Source organism: Nitratireductor pacificus pht-3B, from assembly GCF_000300335.1.
In the GTDB taxonomy this organism is placed as follows: Bacteria; Pseudomonadota; Alphaproteobacteria; order Rhizobiales; family Rhizobiaceae; genus Nitratireductor; species Nitratireductor pacificus.
Map to the genome: position 1 here is coordinate 196573 of NZ_AMRM01000002.1, position 25964 is coordinate 222536.

The 25964-nt window shown below is 65.4% G+C and carries 23 protein-coding genes and 2 tRNA genes; 10 read left to right on the forward strand and 15 right to left on the reverse strand.

The window, feature by feature from the left end; all coding sequences use genetic code 11:
- Window positions 1-825 (forward strand): ABC transporter permease subunit, encoded by an 825-nt coding sequence (locus tag NA2_RS02380; protein ID WP_008593742.1) that lies wholly within the window; start codon window positions 1-3, stop codon window positions 823-825.
- A 31-nt stretch (window positions 826-856) separates the two neighbouring features.
- On the opposite strand, the gene NA2_RS02385 is transcribed toward NA2_RS02380, so the two are convergent.
- The gene (locus NA2_RS02385; RefSeq protein ID WP_008593744.1) at window positions 857-2662 is read right to left on the reverse strand and encodes an AsmA family protein; all 1806 of its coding nucleotides are present in this window, start codon (window positions 2660-2662) and stop codon (window positions 857-859) included.
- A gap of 284 nt (window positions 2663-2946) precedes the next feature.
- On the opposite strand from NA2_RS02385, the gene NA2_RS02390 reads away from it, so the two are divergent.
- The gene (locus NA2_RS02390; protein WP_008593746.1) at window positions 2947-4902 is read left to right on the forward strand and encodes an acetoacetate--CoA ligase; all 1956 of its coding nucleotides are present in this window, start codon (window positions 2947-2949) and stop codon (window positions 4900-4902) included.
- 358 nt (window positions 4903-5260) lie between these two features.
- Here NA2_RS02390 and NA2_RS02395 read toward each other — a convergent pair whose 3' ends face one another.
- The 3 genes from NA2_RS02395 to NA2_RS02405 form a co-directional block, all read right to left on the reverse strand.
- Entirely contained in the window at window positions 5261-6958 is a 1698-nt protein-coding gene (locus tag NA2_RS02395; protein WP_157188108.1) for an ABC transporter permease, read from the reverse strand.
- Between the two features lie 102 nt (window positions 6959-7060).
- Window positions 7061-8104, reverse strand: a complete 1044-nt coding sequence (locus tag NA2_RS02400; protein WP_040676556.1) for a Fe(3+) ABC transporter substrate-binding protein — start codon at window positions 8102-8104, stop codon at window positions 7061-7063.
- 196 nt (window positions 8105-8300) lie between these two features.
- Entirely contained in the window at window positions 8301-11729 is a 3429-nt protein-coding gene (locus NA2_RS02405; protein ID WP_008593751.1) for a sensor histidine kinase, read from the reverse strand.
- Window positions 11730-12077: 348 nt separating this feature from the next.
- On the opposite strand from NA2_RS02405, the gene NA2_RS02410 reads away from it, so the two are divergent.
- From NA2_RS02410 to NA2_RS02425, 4 genes are all read left to right on the forward strand, one after another.
- Window positions 12078-12533, forward strand: coding sequence for a phasin (locus NA2_RS02410; RefSeq protein WP_008593753.1), 456 nt, complete (start codon window positions 12078-12080; stop codon window positions 12531-12533).
- Between the two features lie 245 nt (window positions 12534-12778).
- Window positions 12779-12855: transfer RNA gene (locus tag NA2_RS02415), tRNA-His, on the forward strand.
- A 132-nt stretch (window positions 12856-12987) separates the two neighbouring features.
- On the forward strand, window positions 12988-13713 hold the full coding sequence (locus NA2_RS02420; protein WP_081582591.1) for a helix-turn-helix transcriptional regulator: 726 nt from the start codon (window positions 12988-12990) through the stop codon (window positions 13711-13713).
- A gap of 92 nt (window positions 13714-13805) precedes the next feature.
- A complete protein-coding gene (locus tag NA2_RS02425) occupies window positions 13806-14030 on the forward strand; it encodes a hypothetical protein (RefSeq protein WP_008593757.1) in 225 nt (74 codons plus the stop codon).
- A gap of 125 nt (window positions 14031-14155) precedes the next feature.
- Here the strand turns inward: NA2_RS02425 and xseA are convergent, their stop codons facing one another.
- Window positions 14156-15724, reverse strand: a complete 1569-nt coding sequence (gene xseA / locus NA2_RS02430; protein WP_008593759.1) for an exodeoxyribonuclease VII large subunit — start codon at window positions 15722-15724, stop codon at window positions 14156-14158.
- A gap of 63 nt (window positions 15725-15787) precedes the next feature.
- The gene (locus tag NA2_RS02435) at window positions 15788-16750 is read right to left on the reverse strand and encodes a LysR substrate-binding domain-containing protein (protein WP_008593760.1); all 963 of its coding nucleotides are present in this window, start codon (window positions 16748-16750) and stop codon (window positions 15788-15790) included.
- A 180-nt stretch (window positions 16751-16930) separates the two neighbouring features.
- Here NA2_RS02435 and NA2_RS02440 point away from each other — a divergent pair, with 180 nt between their 5' ends.
- Window positions 16931-17221, forward strand: coding sequence for a DUF1127 domain-containing protein (locus NA2_RS02440; RefSeq protein WP_008593762.1), 291 nt, complete (start codon window positions 16931-16933; stop codon window positions 17219-17221).
- 137 nt (window positions 17222-17358) lie between these two features.
- Here the strand turns inward: NA2_RS02440 and yacG are convergent, their stop codons facing one another.
- From yacG to NA2_RS02480, 8 genes are all read right to left on the reverse strand, one after another.
- Entirely contained in the window at window positions 17359-17556 is a 198-nt protein-coding gene (gene yacG / locus NA2_RS02445) for a DNA gyrase inhibitor YacG (RefSeq protein ID WP_008593765.1), read from the reverse strand.
- Window positions 17557-17558: 2 nt separating this feature from the next.
- Window positions 17559-18191 carry a Maf-like protein gene (locus tag NA2_RS02450; protein WP_008593768.1) on the reverse strand — a complete coding sequence of 211 codons (633 nt, stop codon included), beginning with the start codon at window positions 18189-18191 and terminating at the stop codon, window positions 17559-17561.
- A 29-nt stretch (window positions 18192-18220) separates the two neighbouring features.
- Window positions 18221-18439 (reverse strand): translation initiation factor IF-1, encoded by a 219-nt coding sequence (gene infA / locus NA2_RS02455; protein WP_006200926.1) that lies wholly within the window; start codon window positions 18437-18439, stop codon window positions 18221-18223.
- Window positions 18440-18542: 103 nt separating this feature from the next.
- Window positions 18543-19022: an arsenate-mycothiol transferase ArsC gene (locus NA2_RS02460; RefSeq protein WP_008593797.1), complete on the reverse strand. Its 480-nt coding sequence runs from the start codon at window positions 19020-19022 to the stop codon at window positions 18543-18545.
- A 32-nt stretch (window positions 19023-19054) separates the two neighbouring features.
- The gene (locus NA2_RS02465) at window positions 19055-19540 is read right to left on the reverse strand and encodes a UPF0262 family protein (protein WP_008593800.1); all 486 of its coding nucleotides are present in this window, start codon (window positions 19538-19540) and stop codon (window positions 19055-19057) included.
- A gap of 1 nt (window position 19541) precedes the next feature.
- Window positions 19542-19985, reverse strand: a complete 444-nt coding sequence (locus NA2_RS02470) for a DUF2948 family protein (protein ID WP_008593801.1) — start codon at window positions 19983-19985, stop codon at window positions 19542-19544.
- 21 nt (window positions 19986-20006) lie between these two features.
- Window positions 20007-21296, reverse strand: coding sequence for a UDP-N-acetylglucosamine 1-carboxyvinyltransferase (gene murA, locus NA2_RS02475; protein WP_008593804.1), 1290 nt, complete (start codon window positions 21294-21296; stop codon window positions 20007-20009).
- A 212-nt stretch (window positions 21297-21508) separates the two neighbouring features.
- Complete coding sequence (locus NA2_RS02480) at window positions 21509-21697, reverse strand: hypothetical protein (RefSeq protein ID WP_008593806.1); 189 nt, start codon at window positions 21695-21697, stop codon at window positions 21509-21511.
- Between the two features lie 155 nt (window positions 21698-21852).
- On the opposite strand from NA2_RS02480, the gene NA2_RS02485 reads away from it, so the two are divergent.
- Together NA2_RS02485 and NA2_RS02490 are read left to right on the forward strand one after the other, a co-directional pair.
- Window positions 21853-21927, forward strand: a tRNA-Thr gene (locus NA2_RS02485).
- Window positions 21928-22547: 620 nt separating this feature from the next.
- Window positions 22548-23549, forward strand: coding sequence for a hypothetical protein (locus tag NA2_RS02490; protein ID WP_157188109.1), 1002 nt, complete (start codon window positions 22548-22550; stop codon window positions 23547-23549).
- Window positions 23550-23763: 214 nt separating this feature from the next.
- Here NA2_RS02490 and NA2_RS21860 read toward each other — a convergent pair whose 3' ends face one another.
- Window positions 23764-23973 (reverse strand): hypothetical protein, encoded by a 210-nt coding sequence (locus tag NA2_RS21860; protein ID WP_157188110.1) that lies wholly within the window; start codon window positions 23971-23973, stop codon window positions 23764-23766.
- 581 nt (window positions 23974-24554) lie between these two features.
- Between NA2_RS21860 and NA2_RS02500 the strand changes: the two genes are divergently transcribed.
- The gene (locus NA2_RS02500) at window positions 24555-25958 is read left to right on the forward strand and encodes a PTS galactitol transporter subunit IIC (RefSeq protein ID WP_008593811.1); all 1404 of its coding nucleotides are present in this window, start codon (window positions 24555-24557) and stop codon (window positions 25956-25958) included.
- Window positions 25959-25964 lie beyond the last annotated feature (6 nt).

The following is a 25964-nucleotide window of genomic DNA, read 5'->3' on the forward strand; positions in this document are numbered from 1 at the left end:
ATGGCCGGGAACTGGAGCCGCTTCAACATCGTCTCGCTGGTGCTGGGCTTCGCCTTCCTGTACCTGCCGATCCTGCTGCTGGTGATCTATTCGTTCAACGAATCGCGCCTCGTCACCGTCTGGGCCGGCTTCTCCACCAAGTGGTATGTGGAGCTCTTCTCCAACCGGGGCCTGATGGACGCGGCCTGGGTGACGGCGCGCGTCGCCTTCGTGTCGGCGACGGTCGCCACCGTGCTCGGCACGATGGCGGCGATCGTCCTGACGCGCTACACGCGCTTTCGCGGCCGGATGCTGTTTTCCGGCATGGTCTTCGCCCCGCTGGTCATGCCCGAGGTGATCACCGGCCTGTCGCTGCTGCTCCTGTTCGTGGCGATCAATTTCGACCGCGGGTTCCTGACGGTGACGCTCGCCCACATCACCTTCTCCATGTGCTTCGTTGCCGTGGTGGTGCAGTCGCGCCTCGTTACCTTCGACCAGTCGCTGGAGGAAGCGGCGCTCGATCTGGGCGCGACGCCGCTCGGCGCCTTCTTCCAGGTGACGCTGCCGGTCATCCTTCCGGCTGTCATCTCCGGCTGGATGCTGGCCTTCACCCTGTCGCTGGACGATCTGGTGATCGCCAGCTTCACCTCCGGTCCGGGCGCCACGACGCTGCCGATGAAGATCTACAGTCAGGTGCGTCTCGGCGTGACGCCGGAGATCAACGCCGTCTGCACCATCCTGATCGGCATCGTCGCCTGCGGGGTCATCGCCGCCTCGATCGTCACCAAGCGCCAGGAAATCCAGCGCCAGCGCGACGAGCAGGCCGCCGCGCGCGCGACGGGATAGGGTTTACCCGGCTGGCGTCGGCCTGCCCGGACTATTCCACCAAAAAGGGCGCGATGAACGGGGCGCTCCATGAGCCGCCGATGAAGAAGGTTTCCTTCGGCCCCTCCTCGGCGCCCTCGACCTTCGCCGGCGTGATGCTGCCGGACAGGGCGATGCCGCGGCCGGCGAAGGGCACCAGGCCGCCGAGCGTGATGACTTCCTGAGAGCCGAGCCTGGCCTCGGCCTTGTCGATCCAGGCGATGCCGCCGGCAAGCGTGGCCTTCAACTCTGCGCCCTCTATCGGCAGTTCGCCGTCCGCGATGTCGGCGAGCGGGAAGAACGTGCCCTTGTCGTTGTGCTCGCGGAACGATTCCAGGCTGAGGCCGGGAATGACGCCCTTGCCGAAATTTGCCGAGATCGAGCCGTCCGCCGTCTCCAGAACGCGCTCCAGCGTGTCGCCGCGCCCCTTGAGGAACACCGAGAAGGAACCGCGCGATTTCGGCATCAGATGCGTCAGCTGCAGTTTCGAGGCGATGTCCTCGCCATTGATGTCCTCCGCGCTGATGCGCAGTTCGGCCTGGTTGCGGTTTTCCATGTTGTCGAGGCGGACGCCCACCTGGAGCATGCCGCCGAAGGCGATGGCGTCGGAAATGTCGAGGCTCACCAGCCCGTCGCGAACCTGCGCCGTTGCCGCGACGCCCGTCATCGAAACGGACCCCGCGCTCGCTGTGGCGGCCGACAGGCGCAGGTCCAGATTGGCCCGCCGCGAAACGGGCGACTTCATCGCATCCCCAGGCGCTCCGGGAACCGGGGTGAGGGTGCTGAGCAGGGACCGCAGATCGAGCGACTTGAAGGCGAGCGTCCCGGTCACTGTCGGCTGGGGTTCGGTAAAGGCGATGTCGAAGACGCCGGTCGCGCTGTTGTCGCCCAGACCGATCGCCGCATTCTCGAACTTGATGCGTTTCGCATCGCCCATGACGGTGCTTTTCAGCGTCGCAGCCTTGATCGTGCTTCCCGGCCAGTCCTCCAGCATGGTCCATTCGACCAACCTCTGCAGCGATGGAGCCGCCATGTCCAGCTGGCCGTCGATGAAGGCGTTCTCGGAAACGTCGACCTGGCCCTTGAAGGAGAGGGAAACCGGCGCCGTCTTCACCGACAGGGTAAGGGGAGCCTTGCCGCCGGCCAGCAGCAGCAGGGGCTGTTCCGTCGATCCCTCGAAGGTGACGCTCTCCCCATGCCAGATGCCACGCACCGAAAGGGCGGCGGACCGGTTGAGGGCCGGCCAGTTCAGCGTGCCGCTCAGCCCGCTGGCGATCGGGTGCCGGTCGCGGTCGGCCAGCGAGACGATGCGACCGTCCTCGATCTCGACCGTCGCGAAGGCGTCGCTGGGTACGGCGCTCATGTCGGGCGCGTTCGGGTGGGCCTTCAGCAACTCGCGCGTCGTCTCGATGGACTGGGCGAGGCGGCCCCATTTGGGAACGGTCTGGAAGCGCGGCGTGTCGCCGGCGCCGTTGACGCGCAGAACGGGGCGCACCAGGCGGATCCTGGTGAAAACCACTTCGCCGCGCAGCGCCGCCAGCGCCGAGAGGTCGATCTCGACACGCTCCGCCTCCATCACCGCCGGGTGCTGGCTGTCGCGCCAGTCGGACAGGACGACATCGTTGAGCACGGCCCTGAAGGAGGGCCAGACGCGGATCTCGGGTGCATCGTCGAGGCGCACCCGGTAACCGCTCCAGGCGCTGACCTGCTGCGCCACGCTGTCGCGGACGATCTGCGTGGAAGCGATGACCGGCAGGCACAGGATCACGATCACCGCGGCCAGTGCGGCGATGCCCAGTGCCCAAATGCTCTTTCTCATCGCCGAAGCGGGCATCGTTCCTCACGCATCCGGCCGCTCAGTCCGACCTTGTGAACCTCCTCACGGGTTTAAACCAGGCGAACGGCATTTCAAGGATTTGTGGCAAGGCGGAGGCGTATTGCACGGCTTTCTCCGTCCCTGCGCGCCGTAACCGGCTGAAAACTGCGGCCGGGCAAAAATTATACCAGGGAAACATTGCCCGGACAGGGGTGGAAATGCATAACAAGACCGGCCGTTTCCGGCGCTGACGCCGGGACCGGAAACAGGGCGCAAGGAGGAAAAGAATGAGCCAGGCCGGGCCGCTGTGGACCCCATCCGATACGCAGAAAAACCAGGCGCCCGTCACCGCCTTCATGCGCGCTGCCGAGACCGTCTCGGGCCGCCCGATCGGCGATTATCCGGCGCTGCACGCCTGGTCGATCGACGACCGGGAGGCGTTCTGGTCTCTGGTCTGGGAAACCTGCGGCGTGATCGGCGAGCGCGGCGAGCGCGTTCTGGTCGATGGCGACAGGATGCCCGGCGCAGCCTTCTTTCCCGACGCCCGGCTGAACTTCGCGGAGAACCTGCTGCGCGGGAAGGGGGCAGGGGACGCGCTGGTGTTCCGCGGCGAGGACAAGGTCGAGCGCCGGCTTTCCTGGGACGAACTCCGCGGCATGGTCTCGCGCCTGCAGCAGCTCTTTCGGGCACAGGGCCTGAAGGCGGGCGACCGGGTCGCCGCCATGATGCCGAACATGCCCGAAACCATCGCCGCGATGCTGGCGGCAACCTCGCTCGGCGCGGTGTGGTCGTCCTGTTCTCCCGATTTCGGCGTTCAGGGCGTGCTCGACCGCTTCGGCCAGATCGAGCCGACCGTGTTCATCGCGCCCGATGGCTACTGGTATGGCGGCAAGGCGTTCGACGTGGCCGACAAGACGGCGGAGCTTCTCACGAAGCTGCCGAGCGTCAGGCTGGCGCTGATCGTCGACTATCTGGGCACGGCGCAGGCTGCGGCCGGAAAGATCGACCGCGCACAGGCATTCACCGCCGCGCTGGACGCCTACGACGCGGCGGAGCTCACCTTCGAGCAACTGCCCTTCTCGCACCCGCTCTACATCCTGTTCTCGTCCGGCACGACCGGCATCCCGAAGTGCATCGTGCATTCGGCCGGCGGCACGCTTCTCCAGCATCTCAAGGAACACCGCCTGCATGCCGGCCTCGTTCCCGGCGACCGGCTGTTCTACTTCACCACCTGTGGCTGGATGATGTGGAACTGGCTGGTCAGCGGTCTGGCCTCGGAGGTGACGTTGCTCCTCTATGACGGGTCGCCTTTTCATCCGGACGGCAACATCCTGTTCGATTTCGCCGATGCGGAGCGGATGACCTATTTCGGTACCTCTGCGAAGTTCATCGACGCCGTGCGCAAGGCCGGCCTCGTGCCGATGGAAACACATGACCTGTCGACGGTGCGGACCCTGTCCTCGACCGGTTCGCCGCTGGCTCCGGAAAACTTCGAGTTCGTCTATCGGGGGATCAAGAAGGACACTCATCTGGCCTCGATCTCCGGCGGAACGGACATCGTGTCCTGCTTCGTTCTCGGCGTGCCGACCCTGCCCGTGTGGATCGGCGAGATCCAGGCCGCCGGCCTTGGCATGGCTGTGGAAGTGTGGGACGAGGATGGCAGGCCGATGCGGGAAGGCAAGGGCGAACTGGTCTGCACCCGGGCCTTTCCGGCCATGCCGATCGGGTTCTGGAACGATCCCGACGGCGCCAAGTACCATGCCGCCTATTTCGACCGCTTCGACAATGTCTGGTGCCATGGGGATTTCGCCGAATGGACGGAGCATGGCGGCATCGTCATTCACGGCCGTTCCGATGCCACGCTCAATCCCGGCGGCGTGCGCATCGGCACGGCGGAGATCTACAACCAGGTCGAGCAGCTTCCCGAGATTCTCGAGGCGATCTGCATCGGGCAGGACTGGGAGGACGATGTGCGCGTGGTGCTGTTCGTCCGGCTGGCCGAAGGCGCGGTGCTGGACGAGGCGCTGGAGAAGACCATCCGCACCAAGATCAGGACGGGCGCCAGCCCGCGTCACGTGCCGGCGAAGATCATCGCCGTCAGCGACATTCCGCGAACCAAATCGGGCAAGATCACGGAACTCGCCGTGCGCGATATCGTCCACGGACGGGCCGTCAAGAACCAGGAGGCGCTGGCCAATCCGGAGGCGCTCGCGCTCTATCGCGACCTGCCGGCGCTGCGTTAGGGCATCGGACGGAAAGCGGGGATCCGGTTCGCGGGTCCCGATGTTCCACGGTGTTCCGGATGGTCATTCGTGCGTCCGGATGGACGCACGGAAAGCCGGTGATCGACCGAAACAGGGTTAAGGAATGGTAACACCGAAATTTACCGAGATTTCACAGGTGGTACACTTTCGTAAACTTCTCGGCATCCCGGTAAGGTTTCGTTAAGGGGTCGCCGCGATAGTGTTGGCTAACTTGACGAGCCGGGCTGATCCCATTCTCCCCGACTGATTGCCGGAAGTTCGCCAAGCCCGTTTTGACAGCATTCCAAGACCCTCAAAGCGCCCGAACGGGCGCTTTTTTTTGTCCGGGTCCGGTTGCTCAGGTGTGGCGGTCGCCCATCAGCGGGCGCGACAGGAGGATCACCGGCACGATGGCCGTGGCGATGATCAGGAGGGCGGCAACCGCGCCGTCCTCCACCGCGCCGCGCGAGGCGTTCTCGTAGACATGCGTCGCCAGCGAGCGGAAACCGAACGGACGCAGCAGGATCGTCGCCGACAGCTCCTTGACCGTATCGACGAAGACGAGGATGGCCGCCGTCAGGATGGCGGGTCTCAGCAACGGCAGCAGGATCGTCAACGCGCTCTGGTTAGCCGTCTTGCCGAGGCTGCGCGCGGCCTGGTCGAGACTGGGCGGCAGTTTCTCCATGCCCGACCGGATGGCGCTTTCGGCCAGCGCCAGGAAGCGGATCGTGCAGGCGATGACGATCGAGGCGGCGGTGCCCGTCAGGAGAAGGCCGGTGGAGAAGCCCGCATGGTCGCGGGCCGCCTGATCGATGGCATTGTCGATCGCGGCGAGAGACAGGAGCAGGCCGAGACCGAGGATCGTACCCGGAAGCGCGTAGCCGATGGAGGCGAGGCGCACCAGAACCAGCGTGTAGGCGGAGCGCGACACGCGCACCGCATTGAGAAGAAGCAGAGCGGCGATCACGGCGGCAATCGCGGTCGTGCCCGCCACGCTTATGCTGGTCAGCAGCGCCTGAAAAACCTGAGGGTCGGCGAACTGGTAGAGCCGCTTCGACGCGTAGCGGCCGAAGACGAAGAGCGGCACGCCGAAGCCGGAGGCGATTGGCAGAAGCAGGGCCATGGTGGCAAGCCATGCCTTCGGGCCGGAAAGCGGCGTGCGGGGCGGGCGCGCATGCATCTGTGTGCCGCGCGCATTGTGGAAGCGCTGCTTGCGGCGCGCCCACTGCTCCACGGTCAGGAGCAGGAAGACGATGACGAGCATCAGCGCCGCGATCTGCGCCGCTCCCTCCAGGCTGCCGCGGTTGAGCCAGGTCGAATAGACCGAGAGCGTCAGCGTGCGCACGCCGAGATATTCGACGGCCCCGATGTCGTTCAGCGTTTCCATCATGACCAGCGCCAGACCGGCGATGATGGCGGGGCGGGCGACGGGCAGGAGGATGCGGAAGAAGACGCGCGCTGGGCGCGCGCCGAGCGTTCGCGCCACGTCGGCGATGTTGCGCCCCTGCATGAGGAACACGACGCGCGCGGTCAGGTAGACATAGGGGAAGGTGACGGACGTCACGACGAGCGCAGCGCCCCAGGTGGAGCGGATGTCGGGAAACCAGTAGTCGCGCGCGCTTTCGAAGCCGAAGACGGCGCGAAGGGCGGTCTGCAGGGGACCGACGTAATGGAAAAATTCGCCGAACGCGTAGGCGGACAGATAGGTGGGAACCGCGAGCGGCAGGACCAGCGCCCAGGAGATCAGCCGACGCAGGGGGAAGTCGTAGCCGACCACCAGCCAGGCAGCTCCCACGCCGGTGATGGCGGTGCCGGACGCCACAAGCCCGAGCAGCAGGAGAGTCGTGCCGAGCGACTGGGGCAGGACATAACGCAGGAGATGGGGCAGGGCTTCGCCCGATCCCGACAGCGCGACGAACAGGACTGTGGCGATGGGAAGGAAAACCGCCAGCGCGATGACCAGGCTGATGACATGGGCCGCGCCGTGGCGCTCGCCCCGGATGCGGGGGAAACGCTGTTCATCGACGGGAGCGGTCGGCTGGACTGGAACGGTCATGGATTCGAGCGCTGGCGGCAGGGACGCGGCCCGGCCGGCATCCGGAACATGCAAAAAAGCCGGACCCCCTGCGGGGTCCGGCCTTCGCTGTCCAAGGACGGACTAGCTGGACGGACCGTCATCGAGGCCGACACGGTCGACCATCTCGGAGGCCGCCTTGCGGTACTTGGCGATGTCGGCGAGAGGCAGGCTGTCGGGCTTGATCTCACCGAACGACTTGACGGTTTCGGAAACCTTCGCGCCCGGCAGGACCGGATATTCGTGATTGGTCTCGGCGTAGATCGCCTGCGCCTCGGCGCTGGCGAGGAAGCGCATCAGCTCCAGCGCGTTCTCACGGTTCGGCGCATTCTTCGCCATGGCCATGCCGGAAATGTTGACATGCGTGCCGCGGTCGCCGGAATTGGGGAACAGGACCTTGATGGCCTTGGCCCAGTCCTTCTGCTCCGGCTCCTTCTCATTGGTCATCATGAGGCCGACATAATAGGTGTTGCCGATGCCGAGGTCGCATTCGCCGGCAAAGATGGACTGCGCCTGGTTGCGGTCGCCGCCGTCGGGCTTGCGGGCGAGGTTCGCCTTCAGGCCCTTCATCCACTCCTCGGTCTTCTCCTCGCCATGGTGGGCGATCATCGAGGCGAACAGGGCGAGGTTGTAGTTGTGCTGGCCGCTGCGCATGCAGATCTTGCCCTTCCACTTCGGATCGGCAAGCTCCTCATAGGTGATCGTGTCCTGCTCGACGCGGTCCTTCGAGGCGTAGATCACGCGGCCGCGCGTCGTCACGCCGAACCACTGGCCTTCCGGATCGCGGAACTCGGCCGGGATCTCGGCATTGACGGTCTCGTCATCGACGGACTGGGCGACGCCCTTTTCCTTGACGTTGATCAGGCGGCCAATATCGACCGTCAGCACCACGTCCGCGGGCGAATTGGTGCCTTCCGCGGCGATACGGTCCTCGAGGCCCTTGTCGAGGAACAGCACCTCGGTCTTGATGCCCGTCTTGGCGGTGAACGCGTCGAGCAGGGGCTGGATCAGGGCGGGCTGGCGGTAGGAATAGATGTTGACCGTGCCTTCGGCCTGTGCGGCGGGCAGGGTGGCGGTGAACGCGCCGGCGATAGCGAGCGCGGCGATGCCGGCTTTCGCGGCGTTGATTTTCTTGGCAAACATGATGGTCTCCTGGCCTGTGGGATTAAAAGTCCCATGGAAAGAGCTGCGGTGGTCTGGCCCCAGCATCACTCCTTTTGAGAAATAATTCCAAAAACGTCAAGGGAAACGCAAGCAATATCAGTAGTTTAGAGGAATTCTAAACTAAGGAGCTCATCTTTAGAGCCTTGCGTCCTGCGAGCCGTCAGTCGGCCAGAACCCGCGTCGGCGGGAAGGTGACCTCGACCAGCGTGCCCTCGCCGGGCACGGAGCTGATCGCGAAGGAGGCGCGGTTGGCTTCCACCATTGCCCGTGTGAGCGGCAGCCCAAGCCCGGTTCCTTCGCCGCGCTTGCGCTTCAAGCTGTTGATTTGCTTGAAGGGTTTCAGGGCCTCGTCGATCTCGGCCGGGCTCATGCCGATGCCTGTGTCGCGCACGCGCATGACCACGGAACCGTCATGGCCATAGGCCGTGGAGACGATCACCTGGCCGCCCGCCGCCGTATAGCGGGTCGCATTGGACAGGAGGTTGAGGGCGATCTGCCGCACGCTCCTGGGGTCGGCCACGACGTCCGGCAGGTTGGAGGCGAAACTGGAGCGGATGATGACCCGCTCGCGATTGGCCTGCGGCTGCATCATCGCCACCGTCTGCCCCAGCACGTCGTTCAGCGGCACCGCCTCGTAGTGCATCTCCTGTTCGCCGGCCTCGATCTTCGAGATGTCGAGGAGGTCGTTGACCAGGTCCAGCACATGGTTGCCCGAGCGGTTGATGTCGCGCAGGTAGTCGCGATACCGGTCGTTGCCGATCGGGCCGAACTTCTCGTCGATCATCAGTTCCGAGAAGCCGATGATGGCGTTGAGAGGCGTGCGGATCTCGTGGCTGACGCGGGCGAGGAACTCCGTCTTCTGCGAGGAGGCGCGTTCGGCTTCGGCGCGCGCCTGGGTCAGCTCCTCGGCGGCCCGCTTCCACTGGGTGATGTCGCGCAGCACGGCGCAGAAGCCGCTCTGGCGCGGCAGGCGGCCGATCGTCATGAACAGGGGGATGAAGCGCCCCTGCGCTTCGCGGCCGATCACCTCCAGCCCATCATTGAGGACGCTGGCCACGCCATTGTCGGACAGGCCGTTCAGGTGCTCCTGCACGGCGCGCTGGCTTTCGATGGCGAAGAGGGCGGTGAACGGCTTGCCGACCACGTCCGCGCTGTCGAAGCCGAACAGGGCTTCCGCCGGGGCGTTGGCCGAGCGCACCGTTCCGTCATTGTCGATGATCGCGACCCCGTCGGTCGCCGTATCGACGATGGCGCGCATCTCCGCCAGATGCATCTCCAGTTCGGCCGTCTCCACATTGTCGCGGGCGGCGGCCGGCCATTTTCCTTCCTCGCGGTCGTCGGCGCCCATGTCGGGCGTCTGCGCCACTGCCGCGGCTTCGCGGGCGGGCTGCGGGGTCTCGCTGCGGCTCAGCGCCAGCAGCAGGGCCTTGCCCTGTCCCCACGGCACCGACTGCAGATGCGCGTGGACGTCGATCAGCATGCCGTCGGCGGTCTTCATGGAGACGCCATGCGGGCCTCCCGCCGGGGAGGGCGCATCGGGGAAGAGGACATCGAGACCGCCGCGCTCGTGGAGGTCGGCGAGCGTGGGGTAGCCCGTCAGGTCGAAGAAGGCCTGGTTCGCGTAGTGCAGGACATCGCCGGCGTGAATAAGGATCGGCAGGGGCAGGTGGGTGAGAAGCGTCGTGTCGGCGGCGGCAGTCCGGCTGCCGGGCGTCGCTCCGTGAAAGGCGGACGGCAGGAACGCCGGCTTAGGCGTAATGCCGGAAAGCGTCTGCAACGCATCCGGGGAGGCGGGAGCGTCATGCGGCGCTTCGGTCCCGACGGGCTCTCCGCCGTCATCGTCGGCGACCGAGGCTTGCAAGTCGGGTTCCACGGCGGCATCCCGTGCGGGATCGTCGATCGCCTCCGAGGCATCTGAGGCGTCCGTGGCGGAAGCCGCCGCATCGTGCTCCCCGACCGCTTCTGTCCGGGACGCATCGTCGGCTTCAAGCGTCTCGTCGGGTGAGCGATCCTCCGGCGCGGCTTCGGCTTGTGCCGCCGCATCGTCGCCGCTGTCGCGCCGCAGCCGGTCGCCGATCTCGAGAAAGGCGATCTGCTCCGTCGGCGTCAGGGCGCCATCCTTCTGCGGGCCGCGATGTTCGGCAAGCCGGATGACCTTGTCGCTTTCCCGGCGTCCCGGCATCGCGCTGATCGACAGGGCCGGCTTTTCCTCGGCTGCCGGCGTGTCTGCCTCGGCGGGAAGCGGGGCCTCCGGCGCTTCAACGTTATGGTCGGCTGCCCCGGATGGAGCGCGGGGTGGCGGCATGGCCGCGCCGGGTGTCAAGACGAGACCGATCCCCTCCGGGTCGGTCACGGCGTCGCCCATGCGGGCGAGGCCGAACCCGTGAAAACCCTCGAACACGCGGCCGCGTCCATAGATCGGCAGCGCCGCCAGATCGACGGGCACCTTCTGGTTCGTGCCGGCCAGCGGCCAGAGGACGGTCCGGCCCGACCAGGTGTCACGACGCTCCAGAAGGGCGGAGATGCGGCCGTCCGGGTCGAGACCGAACGCGTTGGAAACCTCGCGGAAGCGTCGTCCCATCACATCGGCGGCAGCGGGTCCGACCGCCTCGGCGAAGGCATCGGACAGGGCCGTGAAACGGCCTTCGGCGTCCGTCCGCCAGGCAAAGCGAACCGTCCCGGACGGTCTGGGAGCCGCCGCCTCCGTGACGGTGGTGTCGGCCGAGGCGTCGGCTTCGATGCCGTGTTCATCCTGCGCGTCGGGCCCAGAGCGTTCGGTGGCGGTTTCTTCCGGCAGCAGGTCCGGCGCATCCTCGCCTGCCTCCTCCGGTTCATCCGGACCCGGCTCGCTGGCAAGGGTCGCCGGTGCCGGATCGGCCTCCCGTTCGGCCGCCGTGGCGGGCGGCAGGTCCTGCGGCGCGTATTGCGGCGCATCGTTCTGCTCGTCGACGACGATCAGCAGGTGCATGGCCGGGGCGTCCGTCAGCCGCGCGAAGGCGGCGGGCAGGCGGCGCGGCGAGCCGTCGACGACGCGCTTGACCAGCCGGTCGGCCTCGTCGCGGACCTCGGCCACCAGCGTGACGAGTGTTTCCGTTGCGATGCCAAGGCCGCCGAAGCCGCTGGACGCGGCAGCGACCTGTCCTTCGCCGTCGATCAGCGCTGCGAACTGGCCGGCGGCATCGAAGCCCTGCACGGCTGCGGCGGCGCGGAAATCGTCGTCCTGCATGCGCGTCGAAGACGCGGTGCGGGCAAGCAGGATGGCGCGCTCGCCATCGGGCAGGTCGACGGTGCCCACATGCAGCGTGACGATGCCGCGTCCGAGGCGCAGGGCGATCGTTCTGTCCGTATCGAGGTCGGGAAAGCCTGGAGTGGCGGCGATCTGCCTACGCGCCGCGACCGGAAGAACGGGCTCAGCACCGATCGCCGCTTCGATGCTGTCGTGGCCGAACAGCGCCGCGCCCGCTCCATTGGCCCAGATCACCACGTCGAGGCCGGTGGACAGGATCGCCAGCGCATCGCCCGCCGCGAAACGTTCCCGCACCCGGTCCAGCACCGCGATATCAACGAAGGAGTAGGAAACTGATGCCATTCAAACGAGCCAAAAGACCATTGCTGTACGCGCTTGCCCGGCGCTGCCGCTGCCCGGGCGGTGAGCTGTGGGTTCAAACGGCATCGGACCGCCATCCGCACCGCGCCGGCGGCTCCCGACATCGACATTAACACATCATTAATAAAAGCATGTCCCGGCCCGGTCCACAAACACCTGTCGCGCTGACGTGGAATCTCGGTGATTGGTTAATCGCAACAGCGATTTATGCTGCGATGCAATAAAATGTTGCAATGCACAATGAGCTGTACTATATGGGGTGCATAGATTGTTGGGCGGATCCAGCGTGCAGCGCACTCCGCCGTCACCACCATCCAAAGGATCGCGGCTATGACCAAGACCAATCAGAAAGACACCGAGAGCGTTGAGTTCCCGTCCTTCGATGCGACTCAGGCCAGCGAACAGTTCCGCGCTTTCGCCGAGAAGAGCACCGAGCAGACCAAGGAAGTCTACGCCCGCATGAAGGCTGGTGCCGAAGACGCCCAGAAGGCGATCGAGGCGACTTTCGAAAATGCGAAGACTGCCGGCAACGAGTTCACCAGCAAGTCGATCGCCGTTCTGCGCGAGGGCGCCGAGGCCAATCTGGCCCATATCGAGGCACTCGCCGGCGCGCGTTCCTTCGCTGACCTGATCGAGATGCAGAGCACCTTCATGCGCAAGCGCATGGAAGTCGCCGTCGACCAGATGAAGGATTTCCAGGTCACCTCGCAGAAGTCCGCCGAGACGCTTGCGAAGCCGATGAAGGACGTCTTCGAGAAGGCCGTCAAGGAACTTCGCGTCGCCTGAGGAATTAGAGTCCGATCAGACAGGAATACCTGGCGGCGAATCCTCCTCCCATCGCTGCCAGGGACGGGCCGAAACCTCCTCCCTTCGGCCCACCAAGGAAAGACCGGGTCCTCCCCCCGGTCTTTTTTTTGTTTCCCCGGTCATTTTTGTTTGGGTGCCGCTTTTGTTTTTGCCGGGGCCCTTGTTTTGGCTTGAAAAGGCATCGGTTTGCCCGTATTGACGCCTACGCCAGTCGATGGTCGCGTGCGGTTGTAGCTCAGTTGGTTAGAGCGCAGGATTGTGGCTCCTGAGGTCGGTGGTTCGAATCCACCCAACCGTACCATTCCCAAGCTCAGCGATTCTCCGAACTTCCGCCGCCTGTGCCGCCCATGCGCAATGGCTTGATCGCTCCAGCTTGTCGTGTCATGCACGACAACGACAACGCTATCTGTGACGGCTTTGTAGTCGAGGGGGCATGGACAGGCGCAAGCAAGGTGCGGCCAGTGCCGGGAAGGACAGGATCGCGGTCATAAGGGGGTTGTCCTCGAACGAGGAGGCCATCTACAGGATTCGTGAGCTCTACGACATCGCGAACGTGACGATCCGGCTCGCCAAGACTGAACTTGGACTGTTCGACATTCCCTATCTTCGGACCACTTACTCGCCTGAATGGGTCGCCCATCAGCTGACGAAGGGCTATATCGGCGGCGATGCAGTGGTGGTCGCCGGCTTCTCGACGGATGTCCCTTTCTTCTGGTCCGATCTGACGCGGACACCGGCCTGGGACCAGATCATGCGGGACGCCATGCGCGCCGGCGTCGGGCCTGAAGGCTATTCTATCCCGGTGATCGACGACGTCGGCCGCCGCTCGCTCGTCTCGCTCAACACGTTCATGCCCGTTGCCGACTGGAAGGACTATGTCCGTTCGGTCGAAGGCGAACTGCTGACGGTTGCCCGCATTCTGCATGACCGGGCCATAGAGGAAGCCGGTTTCACATTCGTTCCCAAACTCGGCCCGAGAGAACTGGAGTGCCTGACCTGGGTTGCACGCGGCAATGAAGCCGGCGCCATCGCCGAACGCCTGTCGCTCTCCGAACACACGGTGCGCAGCTACCTGAAGGCGGCGCGCCAGAAGCTCGCATGCCGCACGCTTTCGCAGGCCGTCAGCAAGGCCCTGTCGCTGAGGCTGATCAAGGTCTGACCCCCTCAGATTGGGGTGCCCGGATGGGTGATTGTTCGGAGTTCCCGTTTCCAGCAATCTACCGCCCTTCTTTTTCAATGAGGGCGGGTTTGATGATCTCTGTGGAAATGGGGGATTTGGGTCAGAGCAGCGAGCAGATGACGTTCACGACCTGCGATCTTGCGTTGATGCATCTTCAGGAAGCAGCGCGATTAGGTGCGAAGGTGCCGGGTTTCAAGGAACAGCAGCTCTTCTCCTACATCCTTGGAATGTGCGTCGAGCTGCTCTTGCCGATCCAGGCCGCCGAGCGCCTGTCTGACAGCGGCAGAGGGCAGTAAGGCAGGCGCTGTGGCGTCCTGCGGTCAGGTGGAAACAGCCGTCTCCCGCACGAACACAAAAATCGGGTGACGAGATCCGCTCGGCGTTTCGGTGAAGCGGCCAGCGGACCCCGAGGATAGAGCGATCAAAGCAGCGTGCCCTGGTCCCCGGATTTGCCCGGTGCAGCTTGCTGTTTGCGCGGCGGCGTGGCTTTGCGGCCCTCGCCGGCGGCGATGGCGCGGGTGATGCCGTCGGCGAACTGGATCTGCAGTTCGACGCCGGGCTGGATCTCCCCTGCACGCTTCAGCGGCTTGTCGTCGGCGCCGCGCACCAGCGCAAAGCCGCGCTCGAGAACGGCGCGGTAGGAGAGGGATTCCATCAGGCGGGCCGCCTGCTCGCGCCGTTGCGCGGCGCGTTCCAGCCGTGACCGCACCAGCGTGTCCGAGCGCTGCTCCGTCAGCCTGAGCCGCTCGCGCAGATGCGCGATCCGCTGGTTGAGCGCGCCGGGGGCGACGCGCCCCGCGTCGCGGTTGAAGCGCGTTCGCTGTCCGCGCACCATGGCGAGGAACACGCCGGGCAGGCGCTCGCCGGACGCCGTCGTGCGTCGCCGCGCTTCCTTCAGGCGCCGCTCCAGCGTCGCCGGCGAAAGCCGCAGGCCGTTGAAGGTCAGGCGCTTGCGCTGGGTCGCGGCGGATAGCGCCCTGCCGAGCCGGCTGGCCGATTCGTCGAAACGGCGGCGGGGCAGGGCAAGCAGCTGGTCTGGCGAGGGGAGTGCCCGGGCGAGCGCGCGGAGCGCCTGCCGCTTGCGTTCGCCGTCGCGCGAGACGGCGCCTTTCAGTCGCGCCGAAAGCCGCGCGAGCGACGCCTCGAGCTCGGCCTTCACGGGCACGGCCATCTCCGCCGCGCCGGTCGGCGTCGGTGCGCGCCGGTCCGCAACAAGGTCGATCAGCGTCCAGTCGGTTTCGTGGCCCACGGCCGAGATGACCGGGATCGTCGAGGCGGCGACCGCCCTGACGACGGCTTCGTCATTAAAGCCCCAGAGGTCCTCGAGGCTGCCGCCGCCGCGCGCGACGATCAAGAGGTCGGGGCGCGGCAGGGGACCGTCCGCGGGCAGCGCGTTGAAGCCGTTGACGGCGGCGGAGACCTCGTCGCCCGAGGTCTCGCCCTGGACGCGCACCGGCCAGACCAGCACATGCACCGGAAACCGGTCGGTGATGCGGTGGATGATGTCGCGGATGACCGCGCCGGTCGGCGAGGTGACGACGCCGATGACGCGCGGCATGAAGGGCAGGGGTCGCTTGCGCGCATCCTCGAACAGGCCTTCGGCGGCGAGCTTCTTCTTGCGTTCCTCCAGCAGCGCCATCAGCGCGCCGGCACCGGCCGGCTCGATGCTCTCGATGACGATCTGGTATTTCGACGAGCCGGGATAGGTGGTCAGCTTGCCGGTGGCGACGACCTCCAGCCCCTCCTGCGGCAGGAATTTCAGCTTCGAGAAGACGCCGCGCCAGATGACGGCCTCGAGCCGCGCCCGGTCGTCCTTCAGCGCGAAATAGGCATGGCCCGAGGAATGCGGCCCGCGATAGCCGGAGATTTCCCCGCGCACGCGCACATGCCCGAAGGCGTCCTCCACGGTGCGCTTCAGCGCCCCCGAAAGCTCGCTGACGGAGAACTCGGCGACATTGCTCGGCGAATCGTTTGCGGGAAGGTCGATCATGGGACGATTGAGACGCCGCTTGCCATGCGGGTCAAGTCCGCAGGGCGAACTGCCATCGAGCCATCACCAGCCGGCCAGGATGTGGCCGGGCCGCAGCCGCTTGCCCTTCGGGTTGTGGAGCATCCCGTCGAAGTCGAAGCTGCCCTTCTCCTCAATGAAGGCCGGAACCGAAAGATTGTCGAGGCTTTCGGCGATGTGCCGCGCCAGCGCGTCGATGATCTCCGTCTGCCCGGTGTGCCCGCGCATGAGGCCGATATGGCAGTCGGGCAGCGTGTTGAAGCCGTCGGCCTCGCCGAGCACCCGCATGCCGGGACGCAGGGCGCATTCGGGCAGGATGGAAACGGCGAGGCCCGAAAGAACCGTCGTCGTGATGACGGTTGCCGAGAAACTGGTGAACAGGACCCGGTAGTCGCGGTTCATCGCGTCGAGCGCTGCGCAGGCCGCCCGCCGCCACAGGCAGCTGGGGCGGCCGAAGGCCATCGGCAGGATCTCGCGTTCGTGCACGGAATGGTTCGCCGAGCTCACCCACAGAAGCGGCTCGCGGCGCACGGCTTCCGGGCCGTGACTGGATGAATCGAGCGTGACGAGCGCCAGGTCGAGATTGCCGCGCCGGATATGCTCCACCAGGTTCGACGTCGGCTCGCACAGCACCGACAGCTCGACGCGCGGATTCGAGCGCGAGAAGCGCGCCATGATCTCTGGCAGGAAGCGGTCGGCGTAATCATCCGGCGTGCCGATGCGGATATGGCCTTCGAGGCTCGCATCGTCAAAGGCGGCCAGCGTCTCGCGATTGAGCCGCATCAGGCGGCGCGCGAAGGTCAGGAGACGTTCTCCATTCTCCGTCAGCCGGTTGGTGCGTCCGTCCTTCTGGAACAGCGGCTTGCCGACGCGTTCTTCCAGGCGGCGCATCTGCATCGACACGGCGGACTGGGTTCGATGAACCTCCTCCGCCGCCCGGGTGAAGCTGCCGGTATCGGCGATGGCGATGAAAGTTGCGAGTTGGTCGAGATCGAGCGGAGCGTTCATGACACCATGCATCATCATTGTTGATGTCAAAGATTAGAAACATTCGTTCGACTAATCAATAATCCCTTGGCATTGTTTGTCCATGCAAGGCCGATGGCGCTTCCTTCCGACGAGGGGGAGCGCCGAGGCCGCGTTATCATCGCACCGCCCCGGACCCACCGAACAGGAAGGAGAACGACCATGACCCCCGCCGCTTCCGATGCCTTTGCGACGACTGCTGCCGCACGGCCGGTCGCCATCGCGCGTCTCGCGGTGGTATCGGTCTTCGCTTCCCTGCGCCGCTTCTGGCAGACCCGACAGGCCATGCATCAGCTTTCCGAGATGTCCGACTGGCAGCTCGCCGATATCGGCCTGACGCGTTGCGACATCGACGTCGTGTCGCTGAGCGTCGCGCATGGCGACGTTACGCGGGCGCTCCAGGAGCTTGCCGCCGAGCGCGCCGCCGTGAGGCATAGGGTCCGCATGTCCTGAATCCCATGCAGGCTTGACTCCCGCAATGCCGGCTTCCCCCCGGCTGCCTGCACATTGCCCGGTCCCCTCAACGGACCGGGCTTTTTTCTTTTCAGGAGAATGGAAAGGGCTGTTCCGCCGGTCCGGCCGGAGAGCCGTCAGCTCGGATCGCCGTCTTCTTCATCGACCGACCGGCCGGGAATGGCGTAGGCGCCGGACAGCCAGCGATTGAGATCGACATCCTTGCAGCGGCTCGAGCAGAACGGGTAGTAGGCGCGCTGCGAATCCTTGCCGCATTCCGGGCAGGGACGTTTTGGTCGCAACGGTGTGACCTTCTCATGCGGATGCTGCGGCAAGGCTACTGCTCCCTGGAGCCCGAAAGCCAGTTGAAGTGCACCTTGTAGCCTTCGGCGCCGAGCAGGTTCACCGTTTCGAACAGCGGCAGGCCGACCACGTTGGTGTAGGAGCCGACCAGCTTGACGACGAAGGTGCCGGCCAGGCCCTGGATGGCGTAGCCGCCTGCCTTGCCGCGCCATTCGCCGGAGGCGAGATAGCTCTCCAGCTCCTCGCGCGACAGGCGCTTGAAGCGCACGCGCGTTTCGACCAGCCGCTGGCGCAGCTTGCCGGCGGGCGTGATCAGGCAAAGACCCGTGAAGACCCGGTGCGAACGGCCGGAAAGCAGTTGCAGGCAGTTCGAGGCCTCGTCGACCATCTCAGCCTTCGGCAGGATGCGTCGCCCGACGGCGACCACCGTATCGGCGGCGAGGATGAAACCCTGCTCCGCCGGGTCGTCCTTCCTGAGGCGCTCGAGCGCCTTCTCCGCCTTGCCGCGCGAAAGACGCTTGGCAAGCGAGCGCGGATGCTCGCCCTTGATCGGTGTCTCGTCGATGTTGGCGGGGACCAGCCGGTCGGGTTCGAGGCCTGCCTGCTGCAGGAGCTCGACGCGCCGGGGCGATCCGGAGGCAAGCACGAGTTTCTGGAAGGCGCTCATTCCTGTCTCACCGGTCGCCGATATCGGTGCTACTTGAAGCGATAGGTAATACGACCCTTGGTCAGGTCATAGGGCGTCATCTCGACGAGCACCTTGTCGCCGGTCAGAACGCGAATGCGGTTCTTGCGCATCCGCCCGGCCGTGTGGGCGATGATCTCGTGTTCATTTTCCAGCTTCACGCGAAACATCGCATTCGGCAGCAGTTCCGTAACCACGCCTGGAAACTCCAGGACTTCTTCCTTTGGCATCCGATACCTTCGGTTTTGCAGATATTCCCGACCGACGGCCGGAATTGGCGCGGAACCTATCCCATTCATCCCTGTTTGTGAACAAGCTTGCGCCCGGCAAAAGTCAATTTGTGTCCGTTTTGCCGCCATCGCCGAAACGCGCGCCGATCGCGGCCGCCAGCCGCTCGCGCACATCGCGATACGCGGCCATGATCTGCTCGCGCGTTCCGCTGATGATCGTCGGGTCCAGCATCGGCCAGTATTCGACATCCGCCGCGATGGTGCGCGTCATCTCCAGGGCCCGGTGGTGCGCTTCGGGAGAGAGCGTGATGATCAGGTCGAAATTGGTGTCGGCCAGCTCGTCGATCGATTGCGGATGCCGGTCGCCCAGCGTCAGGCCGGTCTCGTCGAGCACCGCGTCCACGAAGGGGTCGCGCTCGCCGGCACGCAGGCCGGCCGAGGCGAGGAAGACGCTGCGCGGCAGGGCCCGGCGGGCGAGCGCCTCGGCCATCGGAGAGCGGATGGCGTTCATGCCGCAAAGAAACAGGACGGATTGCGGAATGCCGTGTCTGCCTGCCGAGGATCGGGGATCGAGTGCGTTCATGGCCGTGCTCCACGGCGGCCGGCATGCATCGCCTAACCCCGCCGGTGCAGAACATAGACCAGCGTGAAGAGCCGGCGCGCGGTGTCGAAATCGACGCTGATCTTGCCGTCGAGCCGATCCATCAGGGTCTGGGAGCCTTCGTTGTGCAGACCGCGCCGTCCCATGTCGATGGCCTCGATCTGGCTGGGCGTGGCGCTGCGGATCGCGTCGTAATAGCTCTCGCAGATCAGGTAGTAGTCCTTGACGATGCGCCGGAAGGGCGTCAGCGAGAGAATGTGCGTCACCACGGTTTCCCCGCTCTCGCGCGAAATCGAGAAGACCAGACGGGAATCGACCAGTGACAGTTTCAGCCGGTAGGGGCCGCCAGCCTCGTCGCCGACCGGCTGGAAACGGTTCTCCTCGACGAGGTCGAAGATGGCGACGGCGCGCTCATGCTCGACGTCCGGCGTCGTGCGGCCGACGGATTCGTCGAGCTCGACTTCGACCAGGCGTGCTGTGTCGGAGCCGGCGCAGCTCATGTCACAGATCGTGGCTCGGTCTCGTGGGCGTTTCCCACGCGGCACCGAGATCGGTGAGGCGGGCCTCGATGCACTCGACGTCGAGGCGGATCGCGGCCTCGCCCGAGAAGATCAGCTCGATGGTGCCCGAGGGTTGCGTCGCGGCCGTAAAATCCACCGCAAGAAGCGACAGGACGTCGTTTGGCCTGCTCCGGTCGATGCCGGCGGCCTTCACCGACTGGACCCGGTCGAAATGCAGGATGCTGCGCCGCCGTTCGTGCGGCGCCGGCCGGAAGGTGCGGCGCGCTGGTTCCTTCTCCCAGGCGAAGCGGTTCATCGCCAGGGCAAACCGCCGGTCGCCCGGCTGGAACGCCAGGTCGCCGACCTTGACGACGGCATCCTGCAGATGCGCCGAAAGGACCGCGAGATCCTCTTCGTCAAGCGCTACGAGTTTGAGAAAGTCCATGGTCGACCGCGCCGTTTGAACTCAGCTGGAAATCCGCTCGATCGTCGCGCCGCAGCCCGACAGTTTCTCCTCGAGCCGTTCGAAGCCCCGGTCGAGATGATAGACGCGGTTGACCTCGGTGCTGCCTTCGGCGGCGAGCGCGGCGATGACGAGAGAGACGGAGGCGCGCAGATCGGTCGCCATCACGGGCGCCCCGCGCAGGCCGGCCACGCCGTCGACGACCGCGGTCTGTCCGGACAGCGATATCTTCGCGCCCAGCCGGGCGAGTTCCTGCACGTGCATGAACCGGTTCTCAAAGATGGTCTCGGTGATGTGCGAACGTCCCTTGGCCATCGTCATCAGGCCCATGAACTGGGCCTGCAGGTCGGTCGGGAAGCCGGGGAAGGGTTCGGTGGTGACGTCGACCGGCGAAATTCCGTGTCCGTTGCGCCGGACCCGGATGCCGCTGTTGGTGCGGACGATCTCCGCGCCGGTCTGTTCGATCGTGCCGAGCGCCGATTCGAGAAGGCCGGCCTCGGCACCCTCGAGCATCACGTCGCCGCCGGTCATCGCGACCGCCATGGCATAGGTGCCGGTCTCGATGCGGTCGGGGATCACGCGGTGGCGGGCGCCCGAAAGGCTGGTCACGCCGTCGATGGTGATGGTCGGGGTGCCTGCGCCGGAAATCTTCGCCCCCATCGCGTTCAGGCAATCGGCGAGGTTGACGATCTCCGGCTCGCGGGCGGCGTTCTCGAGAACGGTTTCGCCCTTCGCCATCGATGCCGCCATCATCAGCACATGCGTGGCGCCGACGGACACCTTGGGGAAGACGTAGCGGTTGCCGATGAGGCCATTCCTGGCCTCGGCCTGGACATAGCCCTGCTCGATCTCGATTTCCGCGCCCAGCGCGCGCAGGCCGTCGATGAACAGGTCCACCGGGCGCGTGCCGATCGCGCAGCCGCCGGGCAGCGAGACCCTGGCCCGGCCCATGCGCGCCAGAAGCGGTCCGATGACCCAGAAGCTCGCCCGCATCTTCGACACGAGCTCATAGGGCGCCGTGGTGTCGACGATGCTGCGGGCCGTGAAATGGATGGTGCGGGAATATCCCTTTTCCTGGCTTTCGCGGCGCCCGTTGACCGAATAGTCGACGCCGTGATTGCCGAGAATGCGGATCAGGCTTTCGACATCCGCGAGATGCGGCACGTTGTCGAGCGTCAGCGTGTCGTCGGTCAGAAGCGCGGCGATCATCAGCGGGAGAGCTGCGTTCTTGGCACCGGAGATGGGCAGCGTGCCCTGAAGCGTATTGCCGCCGGTAATGCGTATGCGATCCATCTGTTCTCACTTCCCGGGGTATTCCCGGTCTCTGTCGCGCGGGAACGCGCCCGTCCGACCAGAATGCGTTCATTTGCCTTGCGGGACCGTAAAGGCCCGGATCCGACGACGCCGGCGACCTGTGCGCCCCCGTCCGCGCGCAAAGCACGTTCGTTCAACCCGGTCCTAAAACAACGCCGCTTCGCGCGCAAGGAATGCGTGGGTGGCGTCGTTCACGGTTTTGCGTCTTGCGGGCCGGGCTGCAGGCCGTCGGGCCGTTCATCCGCCTTCCCCTTGCGCCGCGAGCGGGCCTGTTCCTTGCGCCGCGCCAGATTGGCGCGCAGCGCGGCGGCCAGCCTGTCGTTGCGTCCGCCGCTCTTCTCGGCATCGGGCTTGCGGTTTTCCTGTTTCGGTTCGGTCAAGGCGTCGTCCCCGGGATTCTGCTGTGTGTATGGTAACGGGCAATCGCCCGGCTGCAAACATTGTCGCCCTCGGCGGCAGATGTGTCTCAATCGCCACGAATGCGCGCTTGCGCTCCGCTTTTCATTGTGGCAGAAGTCCGCCGCATCGTGGGGCTGCTGCCGTAGCTCAGGGGTAGAGCACTCCCTTGGTAAGGGAGAGGTCGAGAGTTCAAATCTCTCCGGCAGCACCAGTTTCATCAGGCCATCTTCCGGAATTCCGGTCGTTTGCGTTTCTCCCGCCCGGCGAGACTGTAAACGGGCCATCCGATTGCGGCCCTGTTGTGTTCGATCCGCCGAGCCAGCCGCCCTTACTTGCCCATAACGCATCGTCAAACCAGTTTGAGAATCAATGCGGTTACCGAATCCGTACGGCTGGCATCGCTGGTCCACATGGTAACCGCTCCGTATCGGTCGGTGCGTTTCCGAACCCGGAAGCCGGAAGACACAGGCAATCGGAGCGCGGCTTGCTGCCGCGTAAGACCAAGATTGGAACGAAGACTGGTGCTTGATCCCTTCCCGGGGATGCCGCGGTCGGAGGACGTCGAGAGATTGTCCACCTGGCTGGCGGATGAGGCAAGCATAAGCACTTTCGAACTTCGTTGTCTGCTCGGACAGATCGAATGGTCGTGCCGGCAGCTCGAGGGAATGAAGTCGCCCGTTCCGATGCGTACCTTGTATGCGCGTCGAGTGATCAAGACCGCTCTGCGGAAACGGTCACGGGTTTGAACGGTCGGCAGCTCGTTGCCGTCCCTGAACGACGAACAGAACCCCGGGGCGACAGCCCTCGGTGGAGGCATAGAGCGAAAGAATGATGCTGCAACATTCTCTTACCAATCCGGGCGGGATCGAACACGGCGCCTCCCGTGCGCCGCAGGGTCAGGCTGCGAAAGAGCAGGACGAGCGCCTCACAACGCTGCAGGCGCTCCTGCTGAATCCGGACTTTCGGGCATCCGAACGCAACAAGCGCTTCCTGGCTTTCGTCATCGAGGAGACGATCGCCGGCCGCTCCGACCGCATCAAAGCCTTCACGATCGCCGTGGATGTCTTCGGTCGCGATGCGGATTTCGACGCGACGGTCGATCCCATCGTGCGGATCGCCGCCGGCCAGTTGCGCAAATCCCTGAATGCGTACTACTCGGGCAGCGGACGCCTGGACAGGGTCAGGATCGGCCTGCCTCTGGGCGGTTATGTTCCCACCTTCACCAGAACCTCCAGGGCCAGCGTGGCGCGGCAGCGGCTGAGGAACATCCTGTGGTCGAAAGGCGCCATGGCGGCCGGGCTGTCCCTGGTGGTGGCGGCGGTTGCCGGCTACGGCATCAGCCATCTGATCCCTTTCTCTCCGCTCCAGGCATCCGCCGGCATTGGAAACGCGGTGATGATCCTGGACAGTGCCCGCAGCAATGACGGGAGTCCCTCGGAAATCCGGTTCGCGCAAACGCTGACGGAAGCGCTCTGGGTGCAGATGGGGCGGCAGGACGGCATCCGTCTGGTCGGAGTGCGTGCGGATGAGGAGCTGGACCGGATCGTATCGCAGGCGCGCCAGGCCTTCAGCAATCGCGAGCACATGTATCAACTGCTGACGACGGTGCAGGTCGAGGCAGAGAAGGTGAGCGTTTTCTGGCATCTGGTAGACGCCGATTCCCGCGAGACCTACTACTCGTCCCGGGTCAGCCAGGACGTCACGAGCGAGGCGCGAAACGCCGCGGCCGATACGATTGCCGCCAACATGGCGGCGTCGCTGTTCGGTTATGACGGCTTCTTGTCCCAATATGCCGAAGGGGCGAGGATCCTCGCAAACGACACGTCCAGGTGATCGACCCTCATTCCGTTCCCGGGCCTGTCTGAAGGCCCGGCATCGCCGGTATCGGGGCGCTCCCCGATGCGGCTGGTCGGCAGGCGTGCGGTGCCTTCTGGGGCATCGGTTTGACCGGCATGTTGCAGACAGGTGGAAGCGCCCGGCGCGCGCACGAACGAGGACCATCGGAGCAACAGGACGAGCGGGCGGCTACATCAACCGATGTGCCGGCCTAACGCCATCTGGCAAACGGCCGTGGCCGCCTGGTGTCCCTTCCGCGGAACTTCGGATGAATGCTCTTGCACTCCTGCAGCAGATCGAGATCCACGGGGCCGTGGCGCGTGATGACGACGTCGAGCTCCGTCGCCGAAAGGCCGGATTCTGCAAGTTCGTCGAGGAGCGCCAGGATCACCTGACGCTCGATCAGGGGTTTAGTGGGCATGGGTCGGCTCCACGGCAGGACGACCGTGCCAGGCTTGAGGCCGGGTTTGATGGGGCAAGTGGGTCCCAAGACCTCGTTGCGCTCTTGGGGAGGCAGACGAGGCTTTGGGAGAAGCCGGCCCGGGGGGCGGGAGGACCGGCTTGTTCTGGGGCCCCCGGTGCGGTGGATGGTCAGACCGCTGAGCCGCATGATTCACTTGGATCGATCGCTCCTGCCGGCTTTGCCGGCCAATGTGGGATGGATTGGCTGAGCATCACGGCCCCGTTCGAAGTCGTCGTTCACTGTCTGAATGGAGAGTGCCGCCGGGGGGCGATTATGAGCAAATAGGCGCAGCGCATTTTTTGAATTCCTGTGCCGACGCCGTTCGCCGCAGCCGATGGCCGATTGACAGCCGGATGACGGCAGGAATAAACTTGCGTCTGGAAGAGGAAACAAATGTTCTATGCATGGCGAGGCGGTCGCAGTGGCCCTCGCGCCGTGCGCATGTGTGATTGTAACGGTTGAAACCTTCGCTGGCCGTCGATCGAGATGCGGCTGCGGGATGAAGAGGGGCTAGCGCCCGCTCCGAGGGGGGGAGAAAAATGGATACGTTTCTGAGCGGCCTCAAGGCGGCCGTGGATACGCTTGGCGCAACTGTTCTGCTGCCGATCGTGATTTTTATCATCGCGGTGGTGCTCGGCGCCCGGATGGGCAAGGCCTTCCGCGCCGCCGTCACCATCGGCGTCGCCTTCATCGGCATCAATCTGGTGCTCGGGCTGATGCTCGGCTCCATCGGCGACGTCGCCCAGGCGATCGTCACCAATACCGGCATCCAGCGCGACATCGTCGATGTCGGCTGGCCCTCTGCGGCGGCAATCGCCTTCGGCTCATCGGTGGGCCTCTGGGTCATCCCGATCGGCATTGCCGTCAACATCGCGCTGCTGCTCACCCGGATGACGCGCACGCTCAACGTTGATGTCTGGAACTTCTGGCACTTCGCCTTCATCGGGTCGCTTGCCGTCGCCGCGACGGGGAGCCTGGCCTACGGGCTTGTGATCGCCGCGCTGATGGCCGCGCTTTCCCTGCTGTTCGCCGACTGGTCGGCCAAGGCGGTGCAGAAATTCTACGGCATCCCCGGCGTCTCCGTGCCGCATCTCGCGTCGGCGCAGATCCTGCCCATCGCCATCGTGGTGAACTGGCTGATCGAGCGCATCCCGGGCATCAACAGGATCAACATCTCGACCGAGACCATCGAGAAGCGCTTCGGCGTCTTTGGCGAGCCGGTCGTGCTCGGCCTGATCATCGGCCTCGTGCTCGGCGTCATCGCCTACTACAATGCGGGTGACTTCGGGGTCGTGCTGTCGAAGGTGCTGCAGACCGGCATGACGCTGGCGGCGGTCATGCTCCTGCTGCCGCGCATGGTGAAGATCCTGATGGAAGGGCTGCTGCCGGTTTCCGAGGCGGCGCAGGAATTCGTCCGCAAGCGGACGGGCGACCGCGAATTGCTGGTCGGCCTTGATTCGGCGATCCTCATCGGTCACCCCGCGGCGATCTCCTCGTCGCTGATCCTCGTGCCGATCGCCATCGTCCTGTCGATCATCCTGCCGGGCAACCGGGTCATCCTGTTCGCCGACCTCGCGGTCATTCCCTTCATCGTCGCGATGACGGCGCCGCTGATGCGCGGCAACGTGTTCCGCATGGTGATCGTCGGCACGGTGACGCTGGCCGTCGGCTTCTATGTCGCCAACGCGCTGGCGCCGCTGTTCACCAGCGCGGCGGTCGATTCCGGCTTCCAGATGCCGGAGAACGCAGTCCAGATCACGTCGGTGGTCGACGGCTTCCTGTGGATTTCCTACGCGGTGATCGCCGCGATCCGCGGACTTGGCGTCGCCGGCCTGGCATTGCTGGCCGCCATCATCGCCGCCTGCTTCTGGCTCTACCGCCGCAACACGGCCGCCTGGGAGCGGGCGGCCGGCGCCGAGGATGAGGCGGAACAGCAGGGCTGAGAAAGG